The organism is Vibrio sp. Vb1166 (assembly GCF_033338695.1).
Lineage (GTDB): Bacteria > Pseudomonadota > Gammaproteobacteria > Enterobacterales > Vibrionaceae > Vibrio > Vibrio alginolyticus.
Genome location: NZ_JAWOTE010000009.1, coordinates 1 through 24,683 on the forward strand (window position 1 = coordinate 1; position 24,683 = coordinate 24,683).

Below are 24,683 nucleotides of genomic sequence, written 5' to 3' on the forward strand. Positions count from 1 at the left end.
GTAGAGCAGCAGCAATTGGCGCTGGACTAAACAAAGGCCCCCTTTTAGGGGGCTCACACAAAGCCACCTTCTTTAGAAGGTGGTAATTTACTGGTGTAAATTCTTTATGTGAAACGCATGATATCGTCAGAAACGCTAATCGACTCTAGAATCTCGAGGAATGATCATTGGCGTCTTGGTTAGAGGGTCGGGCATTATTAAACAACGTAACCCATATACGTGTTGGATCAGTGTTTCTGTGATCACCGTATTGGGTGTTCCTTCTGCAACGACTTGTCCTGAATTCATCACGATTAAGTGATCAGCATAACGACATGCATGATTGAGATCGTGCAGCACCGCAACGATGGTTGAACTGTTTTGCCGATTCAGTTTTCTAAATAGATCCAATAGTTCAATTTGATGTGCAATGTCTAAATAAGTTGTCGGTTCATCTAACAGTAAATAAGGTGTTTTTTGCGCCAGAACCATGGCAACCCAAACACGTTGCCGCTGTCCTCCGGACAATGCTTCAACGTTTTGCCCTAGTAATGGCTCAACCTGAGTTGCCTCTATCGCTTGTTGTACGGCCTGTTCGTCAGCTTGTGTCCAGCGTTTCAAAAATGATTGATGAGGGAAGCGCCCTCGACATATGAGATCGTGAACAGTTAAGCCAGATGGCGCAATTGCAGATTGGGGCAGTAGTCCCAGCTGCTTTGCCAGTTCTTGACGAGGAAAGTGGCAGAGATTTTTGCCATCTAACAAAACAGATCCAGATTTGGGCATGAGCAGATTGCTTAATCCGCGTAGTAATGTTGATTTACCGCAGCCGTTTGGTCCTAAGATGACAGTGAATTTATTGTCTGGGATGCCAACTGACAAAGATTGAGATATGACGTTATCTTGGTAGGCGAGTGTGACTTGTTCCGCCTGCAATCGATAGCGCGAGTTTATTTTATGTTGTGTTGCGTTAGTCAAATTATGATCTCTCTGATTGGCGAATAAGCAAATACAGCAAGTAGATACCTCCAATACTTATGGTTATTACGCCGACGGGTAATTGGTTTGGTGCAAATAAATTAACGGCAGTGAAATCGGACAGAGTGAGTAACATCGCTCCCATCAATGCTGAGGCCATCAGTCCCACCGAGCCATCTTTGGTTAGCTTTCTAGCAAGTTGTGGAGCGACTAAAGCGATGAATGAAATCGGGCCCGTAGCGGCGGTGACTGCTGCTGTCAAAATAACGCCAGATAGCATCGCTAACCGCCGAGTGCGTTCACCACTTACGCCAAGCATTGCGGCATTGTCATCACCCATTTCTAAAATGTTTAACTTTCTGACAAGTGTTGCAGATATGACAAAAGCGACAGCAATAAAAACAAATGATGGCAAAATTTTATTCCATCCCAGCCCATTCAGTGTACCAGCACCCCATATGGCGGCTGTCATCGCTGTCTCCAACTTGCTTGTGAGCATCAGCCAGCTATTAAAAGCGCTTAACATGGCGCTGATGCCAATACCAATGATGATTAATCTAAATCCTTGGATTCCTTGTTTGTATGCCAGCAGGTATACAGCCGTTGCTGCAATTAAGCCGCCTGTGATTGCACCAAATGCAACCTCAAAATAGCTTCCCCCAAATACAATGATGACGACTAGTGCACCTGTGTACGCGCCAGTGTTAAAGCCAATAATGTCAGGGCTTCCTAATGGATTACGGATGAGTGATTGAAAAAGTGCACCACTGACTCCGAGCGCTGCGCCAAAAACAAGCGATGCAAATAACCTCGGTAGTCGCCATTCAAGAATCACAATTGAAGTGAATTGTTCAGCTGTGCCGAATGCGACCTCAACAAGATCGGTCAGGCTTGTTCTTAGCTCTCCTTGAGATAAAGCGAAGGTGGCAATGATTGTTGTGGCTATTGTAAGCAAAATGCACCAAGCGACAGTTCGTTTGGATATTAGAAAATTGAAACGGCCGCTTTTGCGGCCAAGTAGGTAAGTGCCTGATGGTTGCATTAGAGTTTACCAAAGGAGTTCAGTTTACGAGCGAGGTAGATTAGGGCTGGGGCCCCGACAAATGCTGTCACAATAGAGACTCGGACTTCATTGACAGCGATAACACGGCCAATGATATCGGCGCTAATCAAAAGGAGAGGACCAAGAACCATTGCATAAAGCGTTAACCAGCGTTGGCTTGAAGAAGCCAGCTTTCGAGCTACGTGTGGGATCATCAAGCCAACAAAGCCAATTGGACCAGCAAGCGCTGTGGCACTGCCACATAAAATAGCGATCACCAGCAGGGCTAAAGCTTGCGTCTGTTTGACATTCGTACCCAGTCCTTGCGCAACATCTTCACCAAGGGCTAAATTGTCCAACCCTGGGGCAATCAATAACGCGACGATCAATGCAAATGTAATGGGAGCGATGGCCGTAAAGGTCAAAGAGAGGTTTCTGATATCTAACGAGCCAGCGTCCCAGAAACGCATTTCGTCAAAGGCTTGAGGGTTTAAAAGCGTAACCGATGACGACACTCCCGCAAGAAGTGCACCTAGAGCCACACCGGCAAGCGTAATTTTTAATGGATTCACTCGGGCTTCTTTATATGTTCCTATGAAATAGACAAACAAACTCGTAGTGAGAGCACCGAGAAAAGCGAACCACAGGTGTTCACTCATCAAATGGTTACCGAAAATTGCGACACCAATAAGCACGAAAAAGCTGCTACCAGCATTCACACCAAGGATACCGGGGTCTGCAAGGGGATTGCGTGTCAAAGATTGTATTAACGCACCTGCCACAGCTAACGCCGCTCCGACCGGCAACCCAACGAGGGTTCGTGGGACTCTTGCTTCGACGATTATTTGGCTTGCTGTTGATGTTACTGTGCCTCGCAAGCTTTCAAACACAATGCTTGGCGATATACTTTTGGCACCGATCACCAAGCTTAAGATGCATGTGAACAGCAGTAAAGCACATAAAGAAAATAACGTTAAAGAGTGGCGATAAGTACGTTTTTTACGGGAGTCTGGCGTTTGGGGGAGTGCCGTTTTACTTGGTAAGAGAGAAGAGATTAAAGGCAACTTATGAACACTCATAAATACAATTGTAAATAATTATCATTGCCATTATTGTAACTTGATGCGTAGAATGTTCAAGCAATAAGCATCCTCTTTCAACGTGTTGATTTCACGACTCACAATATTTGACGTAAGAAATAATGAAAATGCCCAAAATTATGCTGGATTTCAGCTTACTTAAAGAAAACCCGAATTTTAGAATGGTATTTATTGCAAGGATGATGTCGATTCTTGCTCTTGGCATGATGACCGTCGCTGTACCAATACAGATACATCAAATGACTGGCTCAACCCTTCAAGTCGGAATGATCATGGCATTAGATGGCATCGGCATGTTTGTCGGGTTGCTCATCGGGGGCGTTTTGGCAGATAAATACGACCGACGCAAACTCATTCTATTCGCCAGAACAACGTGTGGCATTGGATTTGGGGCGTTAGCCTTAAACAGCCTATTGGCGGAATCTTCCTTGGTTGCACTTTATGTACTTTCTGTGTGGGATGGCTTTTTTGGCGCGATGGGAATGACGGCCTTGATGGCTTCGTTGCCCGTTATTGTTGGGCGAGAGAATTTGCCCTCAGCGGCGGCACTGAGCATGCTTACTGTTCGCATGGGAATGGTTTTGTCACCAGCGATTGGTGGGTTGCTCATCTCGTTTGGTGATGTCAGCTGGAACTACCTTGCTGCTTCAGTTGGTACCTTGTGCACCTTATTCCCGTTGTTCAGACTTCCTTCCATGAAACCGAGTCATGACGCACCAGAAAATCCGTTGTTGTCATTGTATGAAGGCGTAAAGTTTCTCTTTTCGAACAAGGTAGTGGGGTGTGTGGTTGTTTTTGGCACCTTAGAAACACTCGCAACAGCGGTTAGAGTTATGTTTCCCGCGTTGGCTCTTGAGACATTTACCGGAAATGCAGCGAATGCCGGATTGATGTACTCAGCGATCCCATTAGGCGCAATGGTCGGTGCATTGACGTCAGGTTGGGTAAAGCAATCTCAACGGCCGGGAATGGTTATGATCTATGCAACTATGGGAACATTTTTAGCCATTGTGGCCATGGGATTGGCAGGAAACTATTGGTTATTCCTTAGTATATTGGTGATATACGGATACTTAGGTTCTGTGGCTTCGCTTATTCAATATTCTATTGTCCAAGGACATACCCCGGATCATTTATTAGGCCGTGTAAGCAGTTTATGGACAGCGCAAGACGTAACTGGAGACTCAATGGGTGCTATTGGATTAGGTGCTTTGGGTAAGGTTATGGCGCCAGCAATGTCGATATTTTCATTTGGATTGGGGGCGACAGGGGTAGGGATGTTAATGGTTATTCTGTTCCGCCCGCTGCGCCGAGCAAAGCTATTTGATCCTGCTTTGGCTCCGCCACCAGAGCCAACCGGTTCAGCAAAAGAAGCCACAGCGACAAGTTAGAATAAACCGCCCTATATGGGCGGTTTGTTTTCTATTGAGCACTGAAAAGTGTTTCAATGTTCTCAAGTAAATTCATGGAGCTGTAATAATCAAGTCTAAATGAATCATTACCCATTGCGTAAACATGGTGATCTCGAACCGCTTTCAAATGGGCGATGAACTTATTTTCTCGTAATTGCTGAATCACAGGTGCTTCTGCGGCGAACAAAAGTATGGATTGACCTGTTATCGCATCGGCAAAATTCTCACCATTGACTGGAACAATATCTTTTCGTTGTCCCATTTGATGATTGTCTGTGAGTGGTTCTGGGATCTCACTTAACTCAAACCCTAAGGTTTGCAAAACTTGTCCTTGGGCGGAGTTTACTGTCCAAAAATTAGCGCCACGACCATCGCCATAATACACCATGGCAGTAGTTGGTTGAGGTGGCAGTTTAATGCGCTCTTTGACTTCGACAACCCTCTGATTGAAGCGTTGAATTGCGTTTTCCGCTTGTGTTTTCCGATCAGTAAAGGATGCCAATAGTCGGGCAAGCTCTTGCCAGCTTTTATCGTCGTAATTAATAACCAGAGTCGGAGCGATAGCTGAGAACTGGTCATACATTTTTATTGCAGAGTCACCACCCGTTGCGGACACAATAATCAAATCTGGTCGTTCTTTGGCGACGGCTTCTGCATTAGCTAGGCCTTGATATAGTGGTTTAACGTTTCTTTGATTGGCAACGGAGCGCCATTGATAAAAATACCCGTCTTTATCTGCGACAGGACTGTTGGAAAGCGTCCCTCCCGAAGCAATTACTGGAGCATCAATAGCCAAAAGTGTTCCTGTGATCGAAACACTGGTGGAAACGATGCGCTTGGGTGGTGATGTCAGTGTGATGTCACCATAGCTTGACGTTATTTTCTTTGGCCAACCGTCTGAAACAGTTAATGGCTTAGACGTCTGGTCTGAAATTGCAGCATCATTGCATGCCGACAATAAGGTTAGAAAAAGCAGCCCTATAAAAATTCTCGCATAGTGGTGTCTCATCATTAGTTCCCGTGGTTAATCGCTCTATAACGAACGCGTATGACTTCATTATTGGTAGAAGGCAGCTACTTTATTGCGAACTACTATCATTATCAATTGATTTTGTCTTTGCTGCTGCTTACTATTGGTTAAATGATAATTGTTACCATTTGTTTCTTTGTTCATAAACAACGTCAACCAATTCCTATATAGGAAATAACTTACTAAGGATTATAAAAAATGGCGATTCCCAAGATTGCTGGCTACGAAATACCAGAAGTTGATACTTTCCCTGATAACAAAGTCAACTGGAGTATTGAGCCAGACAAAGCGGTGTTATTGGTTCACGACATGCAGGATTACTTTATTAACTTCTTTGATAAAGCCAAGCAACCTATCCCACACTTACTTCGCAATGTACAAAACGTTGCGCAGGCTGCTCGTCATGCGGATATTCCCGTGGTTTATACAGCGCAACCTGCGAATCAAGATCCTAAGGAACGTGCTTTACTAACGGATTTCTGGGGAACGGGGCTCACGCAAGAAACAGAAATCATTGCAGAAGTTGCTCCAGAACAAGGTGATATTCAGTATAAAAAATGGCGCTATAGCGCGTTTAAGAAGACGCCTCTGTTAGATTGGATGAGAGAAGCGGGGCGTGACCAACTGATTATTGTCGGGGTCTACGGTCATATCGGTATTTTGTCCACTGCGCTTGATGCATTTATGCTAGACGTTAAGCCCTTCATTGTCGGGGATGCGATTGCAGACTTTTCTTTGGAAGATCATCAGTACGCGTTGAAATACGTTGCAGGCAGAGCGGGTTGCATTAAATCAATGTCGCAGGTTATCAATGAAATAGCACAGGGTGGGCAACTGAAGTCAGAGCTGAGCCTAGCTTCCATGCGTGTTGATGTCGCAGAGATTCTAGATATGGATCTTGAAGAAGTTGATGTTGATGAGAACCTAATGTTTTTAGGCCTAGACTCCATAAGAGCAATGACGTTATTTGAAGCTTGGAGAAAGCAGGGCATTGATATTGCCTTTTCGGACATCATGCAAAAAACCACCTTAAGAGAATGGTGGCAAATGATTGAATCGAATTTGGAAGTTGCCGCTTAGAGCTAAAGTAAAAACCGATTTCTGATGAAATCGGTTTTTTTATTATGAAGAGAATTGTTCTCTTAACACTTTCTTGTTTATTTTGCCTACCGGAGTTTTCGGTAAGGCTTCAGCAAAATGGATTTGGTCAGGAATCTTGAATTGAGCAAGTCCTTGACTGTGCAAGAAGCGTTTTAGTTCAACAGGCTTTGGTTTCTGGTTGCTTTCAGGAACAATAATCGCACAGCTGCGCTCGCCCAGAAACTCATCAGGTATGGCGACTAAAGCGACATCATGTACGCTGTCATGTTGAAGTATCAGGTTTTCTACTTCTTCTGCGGCGATTTTTTCTCCTCCTCGGTTGATTTGGTCTTTATCACGTCCAGTAACAATGATGTTGCCGTCAGAGGTTAGCCGAACGAGATCTCCCGTGGCGTAAAATCGTTCTGCGTTAAATGAACGTTGATTGTGTTCTTTGGCGCGGAAATAACCTTGGATCGTATATGGGCCTCGGGTTAATAGTGCACCTTCTTCACCAACAGGGACGGGTTTGCCTTCGTCATCAACCACGAGCACTTCATCGTCTGGCGACATTGGCCGCCCTTGTGTTTTTACGATGACATCAATCGGGTCATCTAAACGTGTATAGTTGACCAAACCTTCCGCCATTCCAAAGACTTGTTGTAATTGGCAGTTTAGCTTATTAGGTAGCTCTCTGGCTGTGGTTTCACTGAACTTGGCGCCACCAACTTGCACAAATTTAAGGCTAGAAATATCGTCATCGGCAGTCTCTGCATGTTTCATCCAAAGTAACGCGAGTGGTGGTACAAGAGCGGAGACGGTGATCCTATGTTGTTCAATCAGCTTGAACGCATTTTGTGGTGAGCTATCTTGTGCCAATACCACACAGCCTCCAGCAAAGAAAACGCCTAACGCACCCGGGGAACTTAATGGGAAGTTATGTGCTGCTGGCAATACGCACAGATAGCGTGTTTGTTCACTGAAGTTACATATTGCATTACTTGCGATAACGCTATATGCGTAGTCATTGTGTGTTCTTGGGATCAGCTTTGGAGTGCCTGTAGTGCCACCAGACAGCTGGAAGAAAGCTACATGGTTAGCATTGCTGTTTTGAGCAATACCTTGCGCTTCATGAAGCGTGCTTAATTCGGTAATTTGAGAATCTACCGATTGGTCTGTGTGAATGAGGTATGACAATGATGCACATTCATCCTGCAAAGTTAAGGCCGTCTTTTGGGCATCAAAACCCGGCGTGTCATCAGAGAAAATATACGCTTTTGCTTGTGCGTGACGACAAAAATAGCTGAGCTCAAGAGTTCGGTGAGCTGGCAGTGCAACAACTGGCTTTATCCCTTGCATGGTTAGTGCAAAGAAGCAGATATAAAACTCCGCTCGATTGCTGATTTGCATGACAACATTGTCACCCGATTTCAGGCCTAATGTAATGAATCCTGCGGCGAGCTGGGTGACTTTGTCATGCAACTGTTGAAAGGTGTATGAGCATTCACCACTGATGATGGCTAAAGCATCTGGATGAGTCTTAACCGAGTCCAGCAAATGGTCGAATAATGTTTTATCTTGCCAATATCCCTTTGCCCGATAGTACCGAGCGGACTCTTGTGGCCATGGTGTAAAATCTAACGTGTGCTGTATGTTCGTCATGCGTTCTATACCGTAAGCAATTCGTCAATTTGAATACCAGCAGCACGTAAAATTGTTCCCATCTTCGCTCCTGTTTCATCTAGCTCACTTTGAGGAGAAGAGTCCATGACGATACCTGCACCCGCAAACACGCACATTTCGTGCTGGCTTACTTCTGCGCAGCGAATGGTTACCACCCACTCACCATTACCCCTTGCATCACACCAACCAACCATGCCGGTAAAGTAGCCACGGTCAAAGTTCTCTATCTGCTTAATGGCTTGATAAGCCGAATTTCTTGGGAACCCACAAACCGCTGGAGTAGGGTGGAGCTCGGCCGCGATTTGCAGTGCACTCGTTGTTGGATCGTCTGCCTGACCTTCCAATACGGTCGACAAGTGCAGCATTGTTTCCGTTTCAATCACTGAAGGCACCATGGGAGTAAACAGGTTGTGGCAATAACGACTCAAGACTTTTTCAATTTCTTCGACAACAAAACTATGTTCATTCAGATCCTTTTGGGTATCTAACAAGGAAGCACGTAAATGAAGGTTTTCTTGAGTGTTTTGAGATTTGGGACGAGAGCCCGCTAACGGGTTAGAAATCACGTGACCGCCTTTTTTGGCCAGTAGTAGTTCCGGACTGGCTCCCATCAACTTAACCCCACTTCCAATGTCTGAAGCAAAGGTGTAACCATTGGCATTGATGGACAATAAGTTACGCAGTAGCACTGTTTGGTCGATTGTGTGATCTGTTGCCAGCCTGAGTGAGCGTGAAAGTACGACCTTTGATAGCTCTGTGGTATCAAACAAATTCAAGAGAGTAGATACCCCTTGTTTATAATCGTTTCCGGTTGGAGCAGACACTATGGTCGCTTTATTTGAACTTTGTTTATCTTGTCCTCTTGCTCTGTGGCTACTGGAAACATAAAGCTTCTCTGGGATAACAAATCTTGTTGGCGTATTTTCATCAAAAGGAACGCTGGCAAACAAGACAGGGTTGTCGTTGTATTCAGACTTTGCTTTTTCCAACATTTCATTGGCTTGAACTGCCAGTTGTGAAAATGGAATGGCTTGCTCAAGTTGTTGTTCAATACCGACGCCTAGCATCGAACTATGGGGGGAAGCAAAGAAGAAAGGGGACTCATCTAATCGCGCATCCAAAATCTCATCAGTCATTTTGGAGAATCCAACAACTTCACGTTTCATAAACCTAACCTCTAAATATTACGTTACTCATATTTACAAATTGTTTCACATGCAAATGTAGTGCTAGAGTATAGGTGAGAATGATTATCAACATCAAACGATAATTAATTGCATTTTAATAAGGAGCGATAAATGACGTCAGATTTCTGCTACCACTTGAATGTTGGGGTAAGGTAAATGAATAGTACTTTTGAAACGGTACTCCTCACTGGATCAGGTAAAGGTATTGGTTATGCTGTGTTGGAACATCTGTTAGAAAATGGCTATCGAGTGGTAGCGACAGATAAGGATATTTCGTTTTTGAATCAAAGTATTGAAGCTCTTCGAGCTCGCTTTGATGAATCTAGGTTATGTTGTTTCGAATTGGATTTATTAAAACACGATGAGGTGAATGACAAAGTTTGCCAACTCGATCGTGAGTTTCAGTTTGACCATTTAGTGAGTTGTGCTGGAATATTGCATCTGGGTGCCGTGAACGATATGTCTTTGGATGAGATCAAACAAATGTTTGATGTAAATACCTTTGGTGCTTTGGCGTTAATCCAAGCGATTTCAAACAGCATGAAAGATAGACAGCAGGGAAACATTGTCGTAATTGGCTCAAATTCGGCAAATACACCTAGGTTGAATATAGGGGCATATGCAGCAACAAAATCAGCCTTACATATGCTAGTGAAGTGCGTTGGTTTGGAACTTGCTGAAAAGGGCATTCGCTGCAATCTTGTTAGCCCTGGTTCAACGAGAACAGACATGCAGACCCAGCTATGGAACGTCAACTACGGCGAGAATGAAGTCATAAAAGGCAACTTAGAGCAATATCGGCTGGGGATTCCATTGGGGCAAATGGCAGAACCAGAAGACATAGCTAAAGCAGTTCTCTTTCTGATGTCTGATGGTGCTAAACAGATCACAATGCATGATCTTCGTGTGGACGGAGGGGCTACGTTAGACAACTAATGAAGCCGGGCGTTATGCCCGGCTAAATAGTTAAGCGATCTCAGAATGAAGGTATTCGTTTTGGTAAGCAATCTTAACAGCTTCATCGAGTTTAGATAAGAAGCTTACGGAATCATCCCAGTTCAAACACTCGTCGGTAATCGACTTGCCGTAACACAACTCTTCTGAATTCAATGTTTGGTTACCACCTTGCAAAAAGCTTTCACACATCACACCTGAAATGCTCGTTTCACCTGCGGTCAATTGATCGCAAATGTTATTGATAACATTGAGTTGGTTTTTTGCAATCTTACCACTGTTGCCATGACTGCAGTCGATAATGAGGCTAGGTGCTAACTTGTTGTACTCAAGGTCATAAGCAGTACTACGAACATTTGGACTAAAATAGTTTGGAGCCAATCCTCCACGAAGAATGACATGACAATGGGGGTTGCCTGGTGTCTGGAGTACGATTGGATGCCCATTGGAACCGAAAGTCACCAGTAAGTGAGAGTCTCCTGCCGCATGTATTGCGTCAATGGATATGGAGGTGTTTCCGTCTGTTCCATTTTTAAAGCCAATAGCACAATGAAGTGCTGATGCAAGTTGTCGATGAGGTTGTGACTCTGTTGTACGTGCTCCAATCGCCCCCCAGCAAACAAGGTCAGCAATATATGGAGCAATGTTTGTATCGAGAAATTCTGTTGCAGTAGGGACGCCTAGCTCTAGTATCGATTTCAATAATGAGCGGCTTTGATAGATACCTTGCTCTAAATTGAAATCGCCTGTTAACTCTGGGTCGACGATAAAACCTTTCCAACCTTTTCGTGTTCTCGGCTTTTCGAAATACGTTCGCATGACAATTTTTAACGTTTGACTAAATTGTTTTTGAACTTTGGCTAATCTATTCGCGTATTCCAAAGCTGCATTAGGGTCATGGATTGAACACGGGCCAATGATCACAAGCATACGCTGATCTTTTCCCGATAGAATATCTTTGATCTCGTCACGTTGAGTCTCTATAAAACGCTCTAAGCGCTCATCTACTCCAGATTTAGATAACACAGTGTGTAGTGTAGGGAGTTGTATGGCTGACGCTGCGTTGATGGTGTTGTGTAAAGGTTGCATGACTAATATCCAAATAAACCAAAAGACAAAAATGTAATGATGTTTTATTAGAATTGATAATGGTTCTCATTTCGATTCCGGGGTAGATAGTGTGAAACATTTTGTAACTTGTCAATACTGGTGGTAGTAAATAAGAGCGAAATTGTATATTTAAATTATGCACTGGCTTTGTTGCGGAAATCGAATGGACTAAACCAAAATCTTACGATCAGATCAGGGAGATTCATTCACAGACTTTGATTTCATGCCTAAGCCTCGCTACAAAACTATTAACTAGAGCAAGTACAATAACTCCTTGGCTAACTGAGGTTCACTCACGTTTTGGATTGACGAAGAGGCGATAGCTGAGTGGAAGCAACCCAGACAGAATAGACGTGGTCGCCCCGGATTGTTTAGTGACCTTGCTATCACGACCGCTCTCATTGTAAAGCGCGTCTTTTCCTTACCTTTAGCCTACAAGGCTTCATCGATTCTGTTTTTAGATTGGCAGAGTTCCCATTGGTTTGTCCCAATATTCTTGTATCAGTCGCCGAACTATGTATGATTTTGATGTTCATGCGTACAAATGGATCAACCTACGGGGCGTACATAGTGGTCAATCTAAAGCGGTGGCGTTATTGATTCAAAATGGTGCTGATGCATGTGCTCGTGACGAACGTGGTAACACCGAATCGATGGGGGCATTAATTAAAGGTGAGCTATCAATCGCTAAACCCCTTTTTCAACAGACCTATTCTGACCGTCCCAATAAAGATCGGTAACATTATCTGAGTTTGCCAAGATGTCTGGGCAGGCTGATACGCTGAAAGAGTTTGTGAACAAAGATAAGTGACAACAGCTTTCAAAACGATCATCGATATAAGATAATAATTCTCATTATAAAATAATTTTTGTAAGTTTTATGAAGCTTTTTCCGTGGTCTGATAACTTGGTTTCCCTCTACCTAAGCGTGGATTACAGCCCTGATTTTATATCGAATATAGAGTTGCAAGGTATCCATTTACCAAGTAATTTTTGTAAAGCGGCACTTAAGCGCCGTTGTGAATTCTTGGCAGGACGAGCGTGTGCGCACCAAGCGTTAACCCATTTAGGTCATGAAGCTGCCGGCAGTATTGGTATTGGTCGTGGGAATGAACCTGTTTGGCCTGAAAATATTGTTGGGTCTATTTCCCATTGTGTGGGACATGCTGTCGCATCTGTTGCTCACTGTAGTGAAGATGTCGTTGGGGTAGGGGTAGACATTGAGAAAGTGATGTCTCGTCAGTGGGCGAATCAACTATCATCACAAATTGTCTCGCTTAATGAACGGCATCACGCTGCTCACTTTGATGATATTTGTCAGTTTCTAACGCTAATATTTTCCGCAAAAGAGGCTATCTATAAAGCGATTTTCCCTACCGTTCAACAGATTTTAGATTTTGATTCAGTCGTTCTTGAGCAGATTGATTGCGATAGACAAGAACTGACTTTTGCGACAAGCCTTATTCTCGATGAATATTTGAACAGTGAGGTGAATATTAAAGTCCGCTATTCAATGATGGATGATACACATTACATTACATGGTGTGTGATTGGTGAACATCACCTGAAACACTAACTAATTAAATACTGGTAAATCCCCAGCTAAGCTGGGGTGACTCGCATAGGTTTGACCATGACAACGGTGTAACTTCTTTTCTCGACCAAAAGTAAAGAGGAAACAACCTATGCGAGGCTATAAGAGTCTGTCTCATACCCGTTGGGATTGTAAATACCATGTGGTTTTTATACCGAAAAAGAGACAAAGATTGATATGGAGCGCTGCGTAGCGAAGAGCTCAGTTGCAACCCTTTGTTTTGGCAGGCTATCACTCAAGAACTACTGCCGTTGGTTAGTCATTATTTCCCAATTACTAATGACGCAAATCGTACGGCTGTTGTTGGGCAAAGCCTTGGTGGTTTGAGTGCGATGTATGCCGGATTGAACCATCCGGATCGTTTTGGTGCGGTTGTTTGTCAATCGGGTTCATTTTGGTGGCCTGATTTTTCATTAGTGAAGCCATCTAGTGAATATTCTCCCTTTCAAACAAGTGAACCTCTAACTCAAATGAGTCAATTAGTTCACTCTGGTCTTGGTTCTAACATAAAGCTAAGTGTGTTTATGGAGGTTGGGTTAGGAGAGGACATCATGGTGGACTTGAGCCAAGACCTATACCAGCAACTTAAGCAACAAAACCATCGGTTATCGTTCCGCACCTTTGATGGTGGGCATGAACGCCTATGTTGGCGCGGAGGCCTCATTGATGGGTTGTCGTATGTTTTTAATTTTGAATCCTGATTTTTCTATTATTGGAGTTAACTATGTCTGAGAAATACATTAATCCTTTTGACGAACCTGAAAACCAGTTCTTTGTCCTGATTAATCACAACAATCAATATAGCTTATGGCCTAAATTCAAAGGGATCCCTTCTGGCTGGAAAAGCACATTTGGTCCGTCATTAAAGCAAGACTGCATTGATTATATCGAAGCGAATTGGCATGACATTCGTGTGTAAAAAACAAACCAATAGCCACAACGATAATAAAAAAATTTTTAAGGAATACACCAATGCACACTCAACAAGTGCAAGATAATTTATGGCCCCTATTGGGCACACAACAAGGAATTTGGTTCGCTCAGCAAGTGATGAAGTTCTATATTGAGCACTTTACCGCATTTCTCACCATTTCTGACCTATGGTAGGTTGCACCATCAAGCACAAGATGCGCGGTTTGTTCTAGCAGATAATGCTATATTTATCTATCTATCTATCGTTTCAATAAACTTATCCTGTCCCATGCGGAACCAGCCGTAGCTGAGCTTTGTTAAAGTTGATAGTGTTACAGACCCAATGGTTGACCGTAGTGTTGCAGACGAAATCGATGATGGGCGGTTCTCGGAAAATACAGCCTTTTGCATCAAACTGCTTATAGTTGGGGTGCCTGCATTCTTGGTTTGTGTCCTTGCGAACATAGCTACATAACAAACTGTTTATGAGTGATTCGCAACACGTGGCATTTTAACTGTGCGTGGCGCTCAGTGATTAAATCGGTATGCGGAAGGCTCGGTATTGCGTTGCTCACCTCCAAAAGGTCATTAATACTCAAAGGTCAAATATGGATATTTACCCAGAAATCGAGTTATCTAAAGCGCAGCATAATGCAATTGAAGCTCTTAGAAACCAGTCGTTTCCTGAACATCAAGTTACTCGCTCTTACTATAAGCAACTCCCGCATATGAGAGTTCTGAATTACGAAGGTGATCAGTTAGTTGGTTACATGGGATTAGACTACAGAGTTGTTCGCGTTGGTGATGAAATTTGTAAAGTATTAGGTGTGAGTGACTTTTGTGTCGAGAGCACAGTTCAAAGACAAGGTATTGGCACAAAAATGTTGTCTCAACTCAGCGAGTATGCGTCCACTAAAGATGTCGACTTCATCATTTTAGTCTCCGATTTGGAGCGTTTTTATGTGGCTAATGGTTATATGCGCCTTAACTCTCTAAGTTCTTGGTTGCGAGTTCACGAACATAAAAATTACGGTGTCGCTGTAGAGCAACTAGATGATTTATATGTTAAACCTATCAGCGGCAAAACTTGGGCTGTTGGTCATATAGATTGGTTAGGGTATATGTATTAGTCTGTAGTGGGCTAATAATTGGTTCACAACAAGAGTGGTTACACATGGCATTTTCACTATGAGTTGATTTAAGTGATGTGGGGCAGTTTTGTATTGTGATACTCACTCCTTAATAATGTGCTGTAACTCTTAGGAAGCATAAGGTTTAATTTATGAAATGTAGAGTACTAGTAACCATCATAAGTATTGCTCTTTGTAGTGTAGGAGAGGCCGCGAATCCACTAAGTATTCAAAGCGATGAGCAGCTGTTTAAAAACTTCGCTCTCTCATCTTGCATTGCGACTAATTACAAAGGATCAGCTGTTGCGAAAGATGCGATAACGGCGATGCAAGGCTACAGAGACTTTTCCGAGCTTCCTTTGGAGTCATTCTTTGGGGTTAGCGAGCTATTGGAAAAATATGATATGGCTATTTACAAATCAAAAAATGGTAACGTGATCAAATTGGCCTACTGTATAGACTTTTCTAATTCAGACGATGTTCATAAGCTATACATTAATGCGAAATCAGAGTTATAACAAACTGCTCAAAGTTGATTCGCAACGTGTGGTATTTTTACGGCGCAATACGTTGAGTGATGAAGATGATTTTTAGTGGCTTCTGTATTGAATTACTCATCTCTTAGCGGGGCATTATGCGGTGATGTAAATATGAAGATATTTTTAATAGTAGCAACACTCGTTCAGTTCACTCTCCTGAGTTTCTCGAAATACTATTGCTCAATTGCAAATGAGGTGCTTAGAAAGGCGGTGGAAACTAAAGAGAGTAATTTTCTATCTTTCCTTGATAAGTATGAATATTACAATGACTTAGATAATTATCTAGGCTTAGCGTCCGCTACAGTGTGGGTTATGGTCGTGCTCGTGATAAAGTTGAAAAACGTATCAAGCACCGATATGGCTCATATGGCTGTTTGTTTGCCGTTATTTTTTCATATGGTTTTGATGTCGATGTAGTTTCAATAGTTGTGGTTGGGTGATTAGGTACAACAAACGGCTCAGGCTAGCGTACCATACATGGCATTTCCAATTAGCGTTTCTTATACCTTACGGGAGCGCTTTCCCACAAGGAGCAATATGTGATTGTAGTAGCAAGGTTTTCTTTTCCTCATGAAGCTCATATTGCGAGAGCAAGCCTAGATAGTGTCGGAATAGAAAGTTACATCGCTGACGAGCACACGGTAAATACTCAGTGGCTTTATTCAAATGCAATAGGCGGCGTCCGTCTGATGGTGGCCGAAAGTGATGCAGAAGATGCGAAACAAATACTTAGTAGCGATTTCTCAGAATCATTGGGAAATGAAGTTGACGTTGATGAAGAAAAAGACGTTTGCCCTAAATGTGGTAGTAAAGATCTATTTGTATTTACAAAAGGTAAACGCCCAGCTTTCTTAGTTTTTATTTTACTGGGTTTTCCACTGTTTTTTTACAAGCATGGTTATAAGTGTAAGCAGTGTGGGGAGTTTAGTGAAAAACTTTAAATCTTTAGATAACAAGGCATTAAAGAGATAATTTGTACTCGTAGTATTTTTACGATGAGTTATGTCGAGTGCCTATACAAGAAGTCAGAGTTACTGCTTGCTTACAAGCAAAGCATTATACGATAGTGAAGGAATAACATTGAATGAGTGAAATTAAAACAATAGAGCAGTTAAAAGAAATTTACGCAGAGCCAAGTGCGAGAGCTAAAAATAAAGCTCTGCCTGTGCTGGATGTTCATGCGATTACATTAATTAATAACTGCCATTTTGCAGTTCTAAGTACCGCTGATTCACAAGGGTATATCGATCTTTCTCCTAAAGGAGGGGAGCCTGGCTTCGTAAAAGTTTTAGATGAATCAACATTGTTGCTCCCTGATAGCTCGGGGAACAATCGTATCGATAGTCTAAAAAATATCATTAGTAACCCCAAGGTAGGGTTGTTATTGATGGTAAATGGTATTGATGAAGTGCTCCGTATTAAAGGAATCGCAAGTATTCACACCGACGCCAACTTGATATCTGCTTGCCCCGATGGAAGTAAAGATCCTAAGGTTGTTATCAAAATAGTCATAGAGAGTATGTACTTTCATTGTGCGAAAGCGGTGATGAGAGGGAAACTTTGGTCTGATGACTATAAAGTAAATCGCTCAATTCTCCCTTCATTAGCTCAAATCTTTAAAGATCAACAAAAGTTAGAAAGTAAAGCGCTTAATCAAGAAGAGATGTTGAAATATTACCAATCTAGCCTTTAGAACAAGCGTGGTAATATATTGAAAAGATAGAAAAATCAGGTTCGACCTTGCTTTACGGAAGTATGGATTAGGTTTAGTGGGGATGTTACTGTCTCAATAGCGTTAGTTCACAAATAAACAATTGTTAGTCCAAATTTTAAAATGAAAAATGCAGAAAAATTTACTCTAGAAAATTACGTTTTGGCTAGTCCGGGAGTTAGGTGTGTTGGACAAATGATTGATCTTTTTGTCAGCTTTAGCATTTTTACTCTCGTTTTATGGGTCGGCTTAGAAATCGGTATTGAAAAGAGCTTGTGCGCGCTACAGCAGTAACTGCGACTGTATCGTATTACCTTTTTTCTGATTGTTTACCAAATGGTCAAAGTGTGGGAAAAAAACTTTTGGGCATTGCAGTTATAAGTGCAAGAACGGGTAAAAAGTGCAATATTTTTCAGTCGCTCTTTCGAAATGTTATTACTCCATTCTTCGGTTTTATTGACTCAATTTTCATTCTTGGTAAAAAGAGGCAACGGCTCGGTGATAAGTTAGTGAGAACGGTGGTGGTAGTTCACTAACTTGTTGAAAAATTGATAGCGCTGAGGACTTGGGTTCAAGTTGGGCTTTGTTTTCGTGGTGAAATAACCTCGTTTAGGTGGTAGCGTTACTCACATACTTAATGTAGCGTTGTAAGAAAATTGGTATTGGAGTCCAAGTTTTATGTCAGAAAAAGAGAAAATGTTAGCAGGTGAGCTTTATGACCCAAGTGATGAAGAGTTATTAAAGTTAAGGTTGAGCGCTAGGTTACTAACTGAAAAATTGAATGCCACGTCTGTTGAGCATAAACAAAAGCGAGTTCAAATAACTAAGCGCTTGTTCGGCACAACAGGTGACGATATTCATGTTGAATCTTCTTTCAATTGCGACTACGGATCCAACATTCACGTTGGAGATAATTTCTACGCTAATTTTGGTTGTGTGATTTTGGATGTTGCGGAAGTTAAGTTTGGTGATAACTGTTTACTTGGGCCTCAAGTTGGAATTTATACTGCGACTCATCCCTTAGATCCTATCGAGAGGAACAGTGGTTTAGAGCTAGCAAAGCCCATAAACATTGGTGACAATTGTTGGATAGGTGGCCATGCCGTAATCAACCCTGGCGTAACACTTGGGAACAACGTGGTGGTAGCCTCTGGCGCAGTCGTTACAAAGAGTTTTGGAGACAATGTCGTTGTTGGTGGCAACCCAGCCAGAGTACTGAAGGAAATCGTCACTAAGCGATAATAAAGTATATGGACTATTTTGAGCCTGAGTTTAGGACTTATGATCAACTCACTCCAAGCTTTGATGCGTTCAGCGGTTACTTGTTGACGCACTTGAATGTCTAAAATTTTCTTCAATATAGAATCGTGACACGTGGCGCTTTTACCGTGCGTTGAGCTTGTTTAAAAGTCTCATACGAAATCATTTGTATTACGTGTCTCACATTTTTATTGTATTTTCGTCACCAATAACAAACCAAAAGGCTGGCTCCAAAATGTTAGTAACAAAGATTGAAACGGAACGATTAATTCTAAGAGAGCTAGTTGAAGATGATGCAAGCGAATTGTTTGACATCTTCTCAGACCATGAGGTCATGAAATATTGGAACACTGGCCCTTGGGTTTCAATTGAAGAAGCGCGGACATTTATAGCCAAGAGTACACAGGCCATGAATAGCAATACAGAAGTGACACTAGGCATCTTCCTAAAGAGCAATGGCCAACTTCTGGGTAAGATAATGCTGTTTAATCACGTGAAAGAGTCTAGGCGCGCAGAAATTGGCTTTGGCGTGAGTCGTAATTTCTGGGGTAAAGGCATTGTATTAGAGGCGGGAACTGCATTAATCGAACACGCATTCAAAACACTGAATCTACGTCGAATCGAGGCTGAGATAGATCCAGACAATACTTCTTCAGGTAAAGTCTTGGAACGGTTAGGTTTTATAAAAGAAGGTTTCCTAAGGCAGCGTTGGGAAGTGAATGGAGTAGTCTCAGATTCAGCAATTTACGGGTTGTTAGCTAAACCCCTGGACAGCGTTTAGTACCCGGCCTTAAAAGCATCTAATAGATCTAGCCTGCTCGTACTCAATACACAGCCTTACACTTGACGGCGAGGTTTCTTGAATTGACTTGGTGGTCACAGAATGTACTATCACGGATAGGACTTACTGCAAGGATAGCAGCATGAGCGAGAAATTGTTTTGGGTTAATCCCTACCAAACAGAACTTAACTCAAGAGTGACCAATGTAGACGGAAATAAGGTTGAATTGGACCAGACTATCTTCTTTGCAGAGTCTGGAGGCCAAGAGAGTGATAAAGGAACGATTAATGGTATTCCGGTTTTGATTGCTCAAAAGTTAGGTGTTCGACTTATTTACACATTGGAATCCTCTCCAAATTTTACTCTTGGTGACATTGTAACTACGAATATTGATTGGAAGCGTAGATACGCCTTAATGAAGCTACACTTTGCGGCTGAAGTGGTGCTCGAGATGTTTTATCAGCGTCGGGAAGGCATTGTTAAGATAGGCGCGCATATTTCTGAAAATAAGAGTCGCATAGATTTCGAGTGGTCTGAAAGTATTGGCCCGCTATTGAAAGAAATTGAAACTGATGTGCAAGATTTGATTAACTCTGATTCAGTTATTATTAGTGACTTTTCCGATCAAGAGAGTGAAAGAAGGTATTGGAGAGTGGATGGGTTTGCGCAAGTGCCTTGCGGTGGCACTCACTTAAAGCGCACATCAGAAGTCGGCCAAATTCAATTAAAACGCAAGAACATCGGTAAAGGCAAAGAAAGGGTAGAGATAACCTTATGCTCGTAAGTCGATAGGGCATTAGAAATAGATTCCTAACACGTGGCATTTAATTCATGGTGAGATTCACATTTGCGATATGAAGGTTGAGATTGAGGGCGTGTTGGCTACTTCTGAACGAAAGGTTACAGGGGTGAGAGGATGATATGTCGAAAGTAACATTGAAAGGCTTTATTTTAGTTCCGGAAAAGGATTTAGAATTAGTAAAACATGAGTTAATAATTCACAAAAGGCTCACGTTAGAAGAGTCGGGCTGCCTTACTTTTCTTGTGACTCAAAGCTCGACTAATCCGTTTCGTTTTGATGTCTATGAGGAGTTCGTCGACAAAGCCTCTTTTAAACAACATCAGGAAAGAGTTCAAGCCTCACATTGGGGAAAAGTAACAGCCAATGTTAAACGGCAATACGAAATCTTTGAATGTGTGCATGACTAATCGAATCGGAGTGATTTAGAGCGTTTACGCTTTGTTTTTTAGATTGCTCTACGCTCTACTATGTTGCTTTATTCATCTATTAACCTGGCTTAGTGTTCTTGATACTTTGCCGTATTAAATCTAGAAATTTTAATGGAAGTGTTATGTTTAGAGTTGTGTATGAATGGCGTGTGCCAAGTGAAAAAATGGATGAGTTTCAAAATATATGGCGTTCGACGACAGATTCAATTCATGAGTCAGTAGATGGGGCGCTTGGTAGTTTTATGCTTCGTTCTTACGATGTACCGGAAAAGGTTTTAACTATTGCCAAGTGGCGAACACGTGAAGACTGGGAGCGGTTTTGGGGAACTAGTAACCCAGAAAAAATGAAGAAGATGAGTGAAATTGCAGAGCGTATTTCAGTTGAACCATTCGATGAAATTGAAGATAGAACTAAGTAGGGCAATAGAAACGTTAAAGTGATGCCTAATGAACAGTTTGACGGACAATATGAAAGACAACCTTAATCAAGGAATAGGGTTATGCAGATTTTAATCGTTGGAGGTAGTAAAGGGCTAGGAAGGTTCTTGGCTACGAACTTACAGGGTACAGAAATTTATGCGATTTCTAGATCAAAGCTAGTTGAGGGGGGAGTCGCCTCTGTTTGTATTGACGTTGATCCCGGTAAAAAACCAGATTATACGTGCTTCAAAGGTGTAGAGTTTGACATCATAGTTTATTTGGCGTCGATGTGGGGAGAGTCTTCAGAATTGACAACAAACGAACTGATTGAGTTTATGAATGTTGGTCCGATTGGGTATCTTAATTTAGTCAATGAGCTTAACGCTTTAGGTTCACTTAACGATAAATGCAATATTGTATCTATTGGCTCTACAGCAGAGCTTTCAGAAAGTAGTGAATACCCTGCATTCGCCCTCAGTAAAAGATTACTCAAAGATATTTCTAGCCAGCTGCAAAACGTTTATCGTGATTACCGCTTTACTCACTTTACAATAGGTGGGATCGGGCATGCTGAAGAGGAACGTATTGAGTATTCGAGTGTTTTGGAGATTATAAATATGCTAACCAAGCTTGATCCAAACACATACCTTTCAAATATGCATATAAAGTCCAAGCTAGGAATGTAGCTCTCAAGTTGTATTACTTACCTGCTTCTATGGTTTGGCATCATGTGCATTCTTTTTATTGAGCTATGGTTATAACTCCAATGAAAGGAGTTTACTTATGTCATACATTGATGGGTTTGTCGCTGCAGTGCCGACAGCGAATAAAGAAAAGTATATCGCACACGCAAAAATAGCAGCAGAAATGTTCAGGGAGTTTGGGGCCTTAAAGGTTGTTGAGACGTGGGGGAGTGAAGTACCAGATGGTGAGATCACATCATTTCCCATGGCAGTTAACGCTGAAAGCAACGAAACCGTTGTGTTTTCGTGGGTAGTCTGGCCTTCAAAAGAAGTTCGAGACTCAGGGTGGCTGCGGATCATGGGTGATCCTCGAATGAGTCCAGACAATAACCCAATGCCCTTTGATGGAAAGCGTCTCATTTATGGCGGATTTGATGTTATTTTGGAGCAGTAAAATACCAAATAATCTCAACTCGATTCGTGATACTTGGTGTTTTAATCAGTATTACGCTTCTGATGTACGTTCAATAGACTATTCTGCGATAAGTGTTGATAAAACTCCATTTGGAGGCTTAGAGTAAAAATGGAAGAGATAAATTATTCACTGATTGTCGTATCAGCTATCGCTGCCATCGCTAGCCCCGGACCAGCAACTCTTGCGATAGCAGGCACGTCAATGAACCACGGTCGACGCTTTGGAGGGTATTTGGCTGCAGGTGTTTTAACGGGGTCTTTATTTTGGTCAACCTCAGCTGCTTTTGGTCTCGCAACCATACTCTATAGCAATGTTTGGCTTTTTGAAATTCTTAGATATTGTGGGGCATTTTATCTTTTATTTTTGGCTTTAAAGTCCGTACATTCTGCCTGCAACATCGAGCAGCTAAAGTTACCCAAAACATACGTAACGACAGAGAAGGGTAACTACTTAACCGGAGTGTTAATTCACTTAACTAACCCAAAAGCTATTCTGTTTTTCGGTGCGCTTTATTCGATAGGAGTTCCTCCTACGGCCAGTCCGTTGGAATTGTTGTCGGTCATTTTTGTTGTGGGGCTGGTTAGTGCTTTAGTTTTCTTTGGCTATGCTTTTCTTTTCGCGTATAAAAAGGTCAGGCAAACCTATCTCAGATCCAAAGCAGTTTTTGAAGGCGTGTTCGCGTTATTTTTTGGTGTGGCAAGCATTAAGTTGCTGCTTAGTGAGGCAGGAAAATGAAGCACAAAAGGCTTGAAGAAATAAGAATAGATAATCTATATGATTTGACGGTCTATTAAGTATACTAAGTAGCCGATTTGTTAACTTCCATAAGAGCTGCTGGCTAGAAAAAGCTTACAACCAAACGATGCTAAATATTATCATTCAAAGGGCTAACAAAGGCCCATAATTTAATTCGTATCACTGTTCATGATTGTGCTCTTCGCGCAGTGCTGTAGTATTAGTAACGTGTTGTTAATACTAAATATAACCAATTGAAACCTGGACGTTGCATTACTTGTAGTTCGATGAAATGTTATCCCGCAAGACGTTAATTTGGAGAAAAGAATGGATTCAAACTCACTATTATTATTTGTTGTCGCTTGTCTCGCTATCAACATGATTCCTGGACCTGATGTAATTTATATTGTTTCCAATACAATGAAAGGTAAATTATCTGCTGGGCTGAAAGCGGCTCTGGGGCTTGGTGTTGGTTACTTTTTTCATACACTAGCGGCATGTTTAGGTTTGTCAGCAATAATTCTGAGTTCATCTTTGGCTTTTAGCGTTGTTAAATGGTTAGGGGCCGCTTACCTAGTTTATTTAGGTGTTCAGTCATTACTGTCTATGTGGCGTGGAGAAAGTAAAATCGTTGAAAACAAAAATGTTGATAATAATAAAAATGTGTTTGTTCAGGGGGTTATCGTCAGCGTCTTGAATCCAAAAGTAGCGCTATTCTTTCTCTCGTTTCTGCCTCAATTTATTGATACGTCTGCAAGCTCAACATCAATGCAATTATTAGTACTTGGCTTGCTGTTCAGCGTACTTGCGACGACATGTAACGTTTTGTACGCCTCTGTGGGTAATTGGGTATTTAGTCGTCCACACTCTCAGCGTTATTCAAGAACTCTTGAAGGTGTTTCAGGTATTCTACTTATCAGTCTAGCGAGTAAAGTGGCATTTAGTGATCGTTAGATACAGGGCATTTTATTCTCGTGATTATTATATGGCTAATGTTTGCTCAATCCATACGTTAAATGAGTGCTATTGCATAGGTTGAATCACAAATTTCAAAAATACCAATAAGTGAACGTATTTATTTATAGTATGGTTGGCGCGATTTTATCGTAGCTAGGTTAATAACATGAAAAATAAAGTAATTCTGTGTTCCGCATTCCTTTTGGGTTTGTCAGGTTGTGCTTCTGTTCCTACTGTTGATTCGACAGTATCAAATCAAATGAAATCATTTGAAGCACCTCAAAAGGGGAACGCAGGGATTTACATTTACCGAGAAGATGCTTTTGTCGGAGCAGCGCTTAAAAAGTATGTTTACGTCGATGGGGAATGTATTGGTGAAACCGCTCCTGGTGTATTCTTCTACCATGAGGTCGAAGGCAATAAAGAACATCAAGTAAGTACAGAGTCTGAGTTTTCTGAAAATCACTTAACTATCTTAACGGAAGAGGGCCGTAATTATTTCGTTAATCAATACATTAAAATGGGTGTATTTGTTGGTGGTGCGGGCGTAGAACTCGTAGACGAAAGCAAAGGTAAAGCCGAAGTACTAAAAGTCGACATGGCAGAAAAAGGAAACTGTTCTTCGATCTAGTTTTACAAACAGACCGCTTTTTAGATTAAAAAACACATTATCAATGTAACCCAACGCTTGATGAGATCCA

At 42.0% G+C, this 24,683-nt stretch carries 28 protein-coding genes and 4 pseudogenes; 24 read left to right on the forward strand and 8 right to left on the reverse strand.

Annotated elements, in window-relative coordinates; all coding sequences use genetic code 11:
- Nucleotides 1-135: 135 nt before the first annotated feature.
- Genes R7E51_RS11140 through R7E51_RS11150 form a run of 3 tightly spaced genes read right to left on the reverse strand, consistent with a single transcriptional unit; the run spans nucleotide 136 to nucleotide 3,078 of the window.
- Complete coding sequence (locus R7E51_RS11140) at nucleotides 136-957, reverse strand: ABC transporter ATP-binding protein (protein WP_017821440.1); 822 nt, start codon at nucleotides 955-957, stop codon at nucleotides 136-138.
- Between the two features lies 1 nt (nucleotide 958).
- Nucleotides 959-1,999 carry an iron-enterobactin ABC transporter permease gene (gene fepG / locus R7E51_RS11145; protein WP_017821441.1) on the reverse strand — a complete coding sequence of 347 codons (1,041 nt, stop codon included), beginning with the start codon at nucleotides 1,997-1,999 and terminating at the stop codon, nucleotides 959-961.
- Complete coding sequence (locus tag R7E51_RS11150; protein WP_206958185.1) at nucleotides 1,999-3,078, reverse strand: iron chelate uptake ABC transporter family permease subunit; 1,080 nt, start codon at nucleotides 3,076-3,078, stop codon at nucleotides 1,999-2,001. Before R7E51_RS11150 ends, fepG begins: the two co-directional genes overlap by 1 nt.
- A gap of 128 nt (nucleotides 3,079-3,206) precedes the next feature.
- On the opposite strand from R7E51_RS11150, the gene entS reads away from it, so the two are divergent.
- Nucleotides 3,207-4,490: an enterobactin transporter EntS gene (gene entS, locus R7E51_RS11155; RefSeq protein WP_010648822.1), complete on the forward strand. Its 1,284-nt coding sequence runs from the start codon at nucleotides 3,207-3,209 to the stop codon at nucleotides 4,488-4,490.
- A gap of 31 nt (nucleotides 4,491-4,521) precedes the next feature.
- On the opposite strand, the gene fepB is transcribed toward entS, so the two are convergent.
- Nucleotides 4,522-5,520 carry a Fe2+-enterobactin ABC transporter substrate-binding protein gene (gene fepB / locus R7E51_RS11160; RefSeq protein ID WP_054730284.1) on the reverse strand — a complete coding sequence of 333 codons (999 nt, stop codon included), beginning with the start codon at nucleotides 5,518-5,520 and terminating at the stop codon, nucleotides 4,522-4,524.
- Nucleotides 5,521-5,739: 219 nt separating this feature from the next.
- Between fepB and R7E51_RS11165 the strand changes: the two genes are divergently transcribed.
- On the forward strand, nucleotides 5,740-6,621 hold the full coding sequence (locus R7E51_RS11165) for an isochorismatase family protein (RefSeq protein WP_017821445.1): 882 nt from the start codon (nucleotides 5,740-5,742) through the stop codon (nucleotides 6,619-6,621).
- A gap of 42 nt (nucleotides 6,622-6,663) precedes the next feature.
- Here the strand turns inward: R7E51_RS11165 and R7E51_RS11170 are convergent, their stop codons facing one another.
- Nucleotides 6,664-8,283 carry a (2,3-dihydroxybenzoyl)adenylate synthase gene (locus R7E51_RS11170; RefSeq protein ID WP_206958187.1) on the reverse strand — a complete coding sequence of 540 codons (1,620 nt, stop codon included), beginning with the start codon at nucleotides 8,281-8,283 and terminating at the stop codon, nucleotides 6,664-6,666.
- A gap of 5 nt (nucleotides 8,284-8,288) precedes the next feature.
- Nucleotides 8,289-9,470 carry an isochorismate synthase gene (locus R7E51_RS11175; protein ID WP_017821447.1) on the reverse strand — a complete coding sequence of 394 codons (1,182 nt, stop codon included), beginning with the start codon at nucleotides 9,468-9,470 and terminating at the stop codon, nucleotides 8,289-8,291.
- A 177-nt stretch (nucleotides 9,471-9,647) separates the two neighbouring features.
- On the opposite strand from R7E51_RS11175, the gene R7E51_RS11180 reads away from it, so the two are divergent.
- Nucleotides 9,648-10,427, forward strand: coding sequence for a 2,3-dihydro-2,3-dihydroxybenzoate dehydrogenase (locus R7E51_RS11180; RefSeq protein WP_017821448.1), 780 nt, complete (start codon nucleotides 9,648-9,650; stop codon nucleotides 10,425-10,427).
- Between the two features lie 30 nt (nucleotides 10,428-10,457).
- On the opposite strand, the gene R7E51_RS11185 is transcribed toward R7E51_RS11180, so the two are convergent.
- Nucleotides 10,458-11,534, reverse strand: a complete 1,077-nt coding sequence (locus R7E51_RS11185; RefSeq protein WP_206958189.1) for a 3-deoxy-7-phosphoheptulonate synthase — start codon at nucleotides 11,532-11,534, stop codon at nucleotides 10,458-10,460.
- Nucleotides 11,535-11,829: 295 nt separating this feature from the next.
- Here R7E51_RS11185 and R7E51_RS11190 point away from each other — a divergent pair.
- From R7E51_RS11190 to R7E51_RS11215, 6 genes and pseudogenes are all read left to right on the forward strand, one after another.
- Nucleotides 11,830-12,067 (forward strand): annotated as a pseudogene (locus tag R7E51_RS11190) (transposase); the annotation flags it as partial.
- 3 nt (nucleotides 12,068-12,070) lie between these two features.
- Nucleotides 12,071-12,295: a hypothetical protein gene (locus R7E51_RS11195; protein WP_206958252.1), complete on the forward strand. Its 225-nt coding sequence runs from the start codon at nucleotides 12,071-12,073 to the stop codon at nucleotides 12,293-12,295.
- A 140-nt stretch (nucleotides 12,296-12,435) separates the two neighbouring features.
- Nucleotides 12,436-13,131 carry a 4'-phosphopantetheinyl transferase family protein gene (locus tag R7E51_RS11200; protein ID WP_206958192.1) on the forward strand — a complete coding sequence of 232 codons (696 nt, stop codon included), beginning with the start codon at nucleotides 12,436-12,438 and terminating at the stop codon, nucleotides 13,129-13,131.
- Nucleotides 13,132-13,240: 109 nt separating this feature from the next.
- Nucleotides 13,241-13,336: pseudogene (locus tag R7E51_RS11205) on the forward strand (IS200/IS605 family transposase); the annotation flags it as partial.
- Nucleotides 13,335-13,850, forward strand: a complete 516-nt coding sequence (locus R7E51_RS11210) for an alpha/beta hydrolase-fold protein (RefSeq protein WP_277987373.1) — start codon at nucleotides 13,335-13,337, stop codon at nucleotides 13,848-13,850. The pseudogene R7E51_RS11205 and the gene R7E51_RS11210, both read left to right, overlap by 2 nt.
- Nucleotides 13,851-13,873: 23 nt before the next feature.
- Entirely contained in the window at nucleotides 13,874-14,068 is a 195-nt protein-coding gene (locus R7E51_RS11215; RefSeq protein ID WP_206958194.1) for an MbtH family protein, read from the forward strand.
- 125 nt (nucleotides 14,069-14,193) lie between these two features.
- Here the strand turns inward: R7E51_RS11215 and R7E51_RS24105 are convergent.
- Nucleotides 14,194-14,300, reverse strand: a pseudogene (locus tag R7E51_RS24105) (IS630 family transposase); the annotation flags it as partial.
- Between the two features lie 369 nt (nucleotides 14,301-14,669).
- Between R7E51_RS24105 and R7E51_RS11225 the strand changes: the two are divergent.
- The 15 genes and pseudogenes from R7E51_RS11225 (at nucleotide 14,670) to R7E51_RS11295 (ending at nucleotide 24,613) form a co-directional block, all read left to right on the forward strand.
- The gene (locus R7E51_RS11225) at nucleotides 14,670-15,191 is read left to right on the forward strand and encodes a GNAT family N-acetyltransferase (protein ID WP_206958196.1); all 522 of its coding nucleotides are present in this window, start codon (nucleotides 14,670-14,672) and stop codon (nucleotides 15,189-15,191) included.
- A 152-nt stretch (nucleotides 15,192-15,343) separates the two neighbouring features.
- A complete protein-coding gene (locus R7E51_RS11230; protein ID WP_242531419.1) occupies nucleotides 15,344-15,709 on the forward strand; it encodes a T6SS amidase immunity protein Tai4 family protein in 366 nt (121 codons plus the stop codon).
- 560 nt (nucleotides 15,710-16,269) lie between these two features.
- A complete protein-coding gene (locus tag R7E51_RS11235) occupies nucleotides 16,270-16,671 on the forward strand; it encodes a putative signal transducing protein (RefSeq protein ID WP_206958198.1) in 402 nt (133 codons plus the stop codon).
- 143 nt (nucleotides 16,672-16,814) lie between these two features.
- Entirely contained in the window at nucleotides 16,815-17,423 is a 609-nt protein-coding gene (locus R7E51_RS11240; protein WP_005389306.1) for a pyridoxamine 5'-phosphate oxidase family protein, read from the forward strand.
- 213 nt (nucleotides 17,424-17,636) lie between these two features.
- Nucleotides 17,637-17,977, forward strand: a pseudogene (locus R7E51_RS24110) (RDD family protein).
- A gap of 142 nt (nucleotides 17,978-18,119) precedes the next feature.
- Nucleotides 18,120-18,683: a sugar O-acetyltransferase gene (locus R7E51_RS11250; RefSeq protein WP_005389307.1), complete on the forward strand. Its 564-nt coding sequence runs from the start codon at nucleotides 18,120-18,122 to the stop codon at nucleotides 18,681-18,683.
- A 253-nt stretch (nucleotides 18,684-18,936) separates the two neighbouring features.
- A complete protein-coding gene (locus R7E51_RS11255) occupies nucleotides 18,937-19,482 on the forward strand; it encodes a GNAT family N-acetyltransferase (protein ID WP_206958200.1) in 546 nt (181 codons plus the stop codon).
- A 142-nt stretch (nucleotides 19,483-19,624) separates the two neighbouring features.
- Complete coding sequence (locus R7E51_RS11260; RefSeq protein WP_005377082.1) at nucleotides 19,625-20,266, forward strand: alanine--tRNA ligase-related protein; 642 nt, start codon at nucleotides 19,625-19,627, stop codon at nucleotides 20,264-20,266.
- A gap of 137 nt (nucleotides 20,267-20,403) precedes the next feature.
- On the forward strand, nucleotides 20,404-20,691 hold the full coding sequence (locus R7E51_RS11265) for a putative quinol monooxygenase (protein ID WP_158173947.1): 288 nt from the start codon (nucleotides 20,404-20,406) through the stop codon (nucleotides 20,689-20,691).
- Between the two features lie 143 nt (nucleotides 20,692-20,834).
- Nucleotides 20,835-21,131 (forward strand): antibiotic biosynthesis monooxygenase family protein, encoded by a 297-nt coding sequence (locus tag R7E51_RS11270; protein ID WP_031781322.1) that lies wholly within the window; start codon nucleotides 20,835-20,837, stop codon nucleotides 21,129-21,131.
- An 81-nt stretch (nucleotides 21,132-21,212) separates the two neighbouring features.
- Complete coding sequence (locus R7E51_RS11275) at nucleotides 21,213-21,818, forward strand: hypothetical protein (RefSeq protein ID WP_047102724.1); 606 nt, start codon at nucleotides 21,213-21,215, stop codon at nucleotides 21,816-21,818.
- A gap of 97 nt (nucleotides 21,819-21,915) precedes the next feature.
- A complete protein-coding gene (locus R7E51_RS11280) occupies nucleotides 21,916-22,269 on the forward strand; it encodes a DUF1428 domain-containing protein (protein ID WP_005387184.1) in 354 nt (117 codons plus the stop codon).
- 129 nt (nucleotides 22,270-22,398) lie between these two features.
- Nucleotides 22,399-23,025, forward strand: a complete 627-nt coding sequence (locus tag R7E51_RS11285; protein WP_017821466.1) for a LysE family translocator — start codon at nucleotides 22,399-22,401, stop codon at nucleotides 23,023-23,025.
- A 327-nt stretch (nucleotides 23,026-23,352) separates the two neighbouring features.
- Nucleotides 23,353-23,979, forward strand: a complete 627-nt coding sequence (locus R7E51_RS11290; protein ID WP_005377098.1) for a LysE family translocator — start codon at nucleotides 23,353-23,355, stop codon at nucleotides 23,977-23,979.
- 169 nt (nucleotides 23,980-24,148) lie between these two features.
- Nucleotides 24,149-24,613: a DUF2846 domain-containing protein gene (locus R7E51_RS11295; RefSeq protein WP_005377099.1), complete on the forward strand. Its 465-nt coding sequence runs from the start codon at nucleotides 24,149-24,151 to the stop codon at nucleotides 24,611-24,613.
- Nucleotides 24,614-24,683 lie beyond the last annotated feature (70 nt).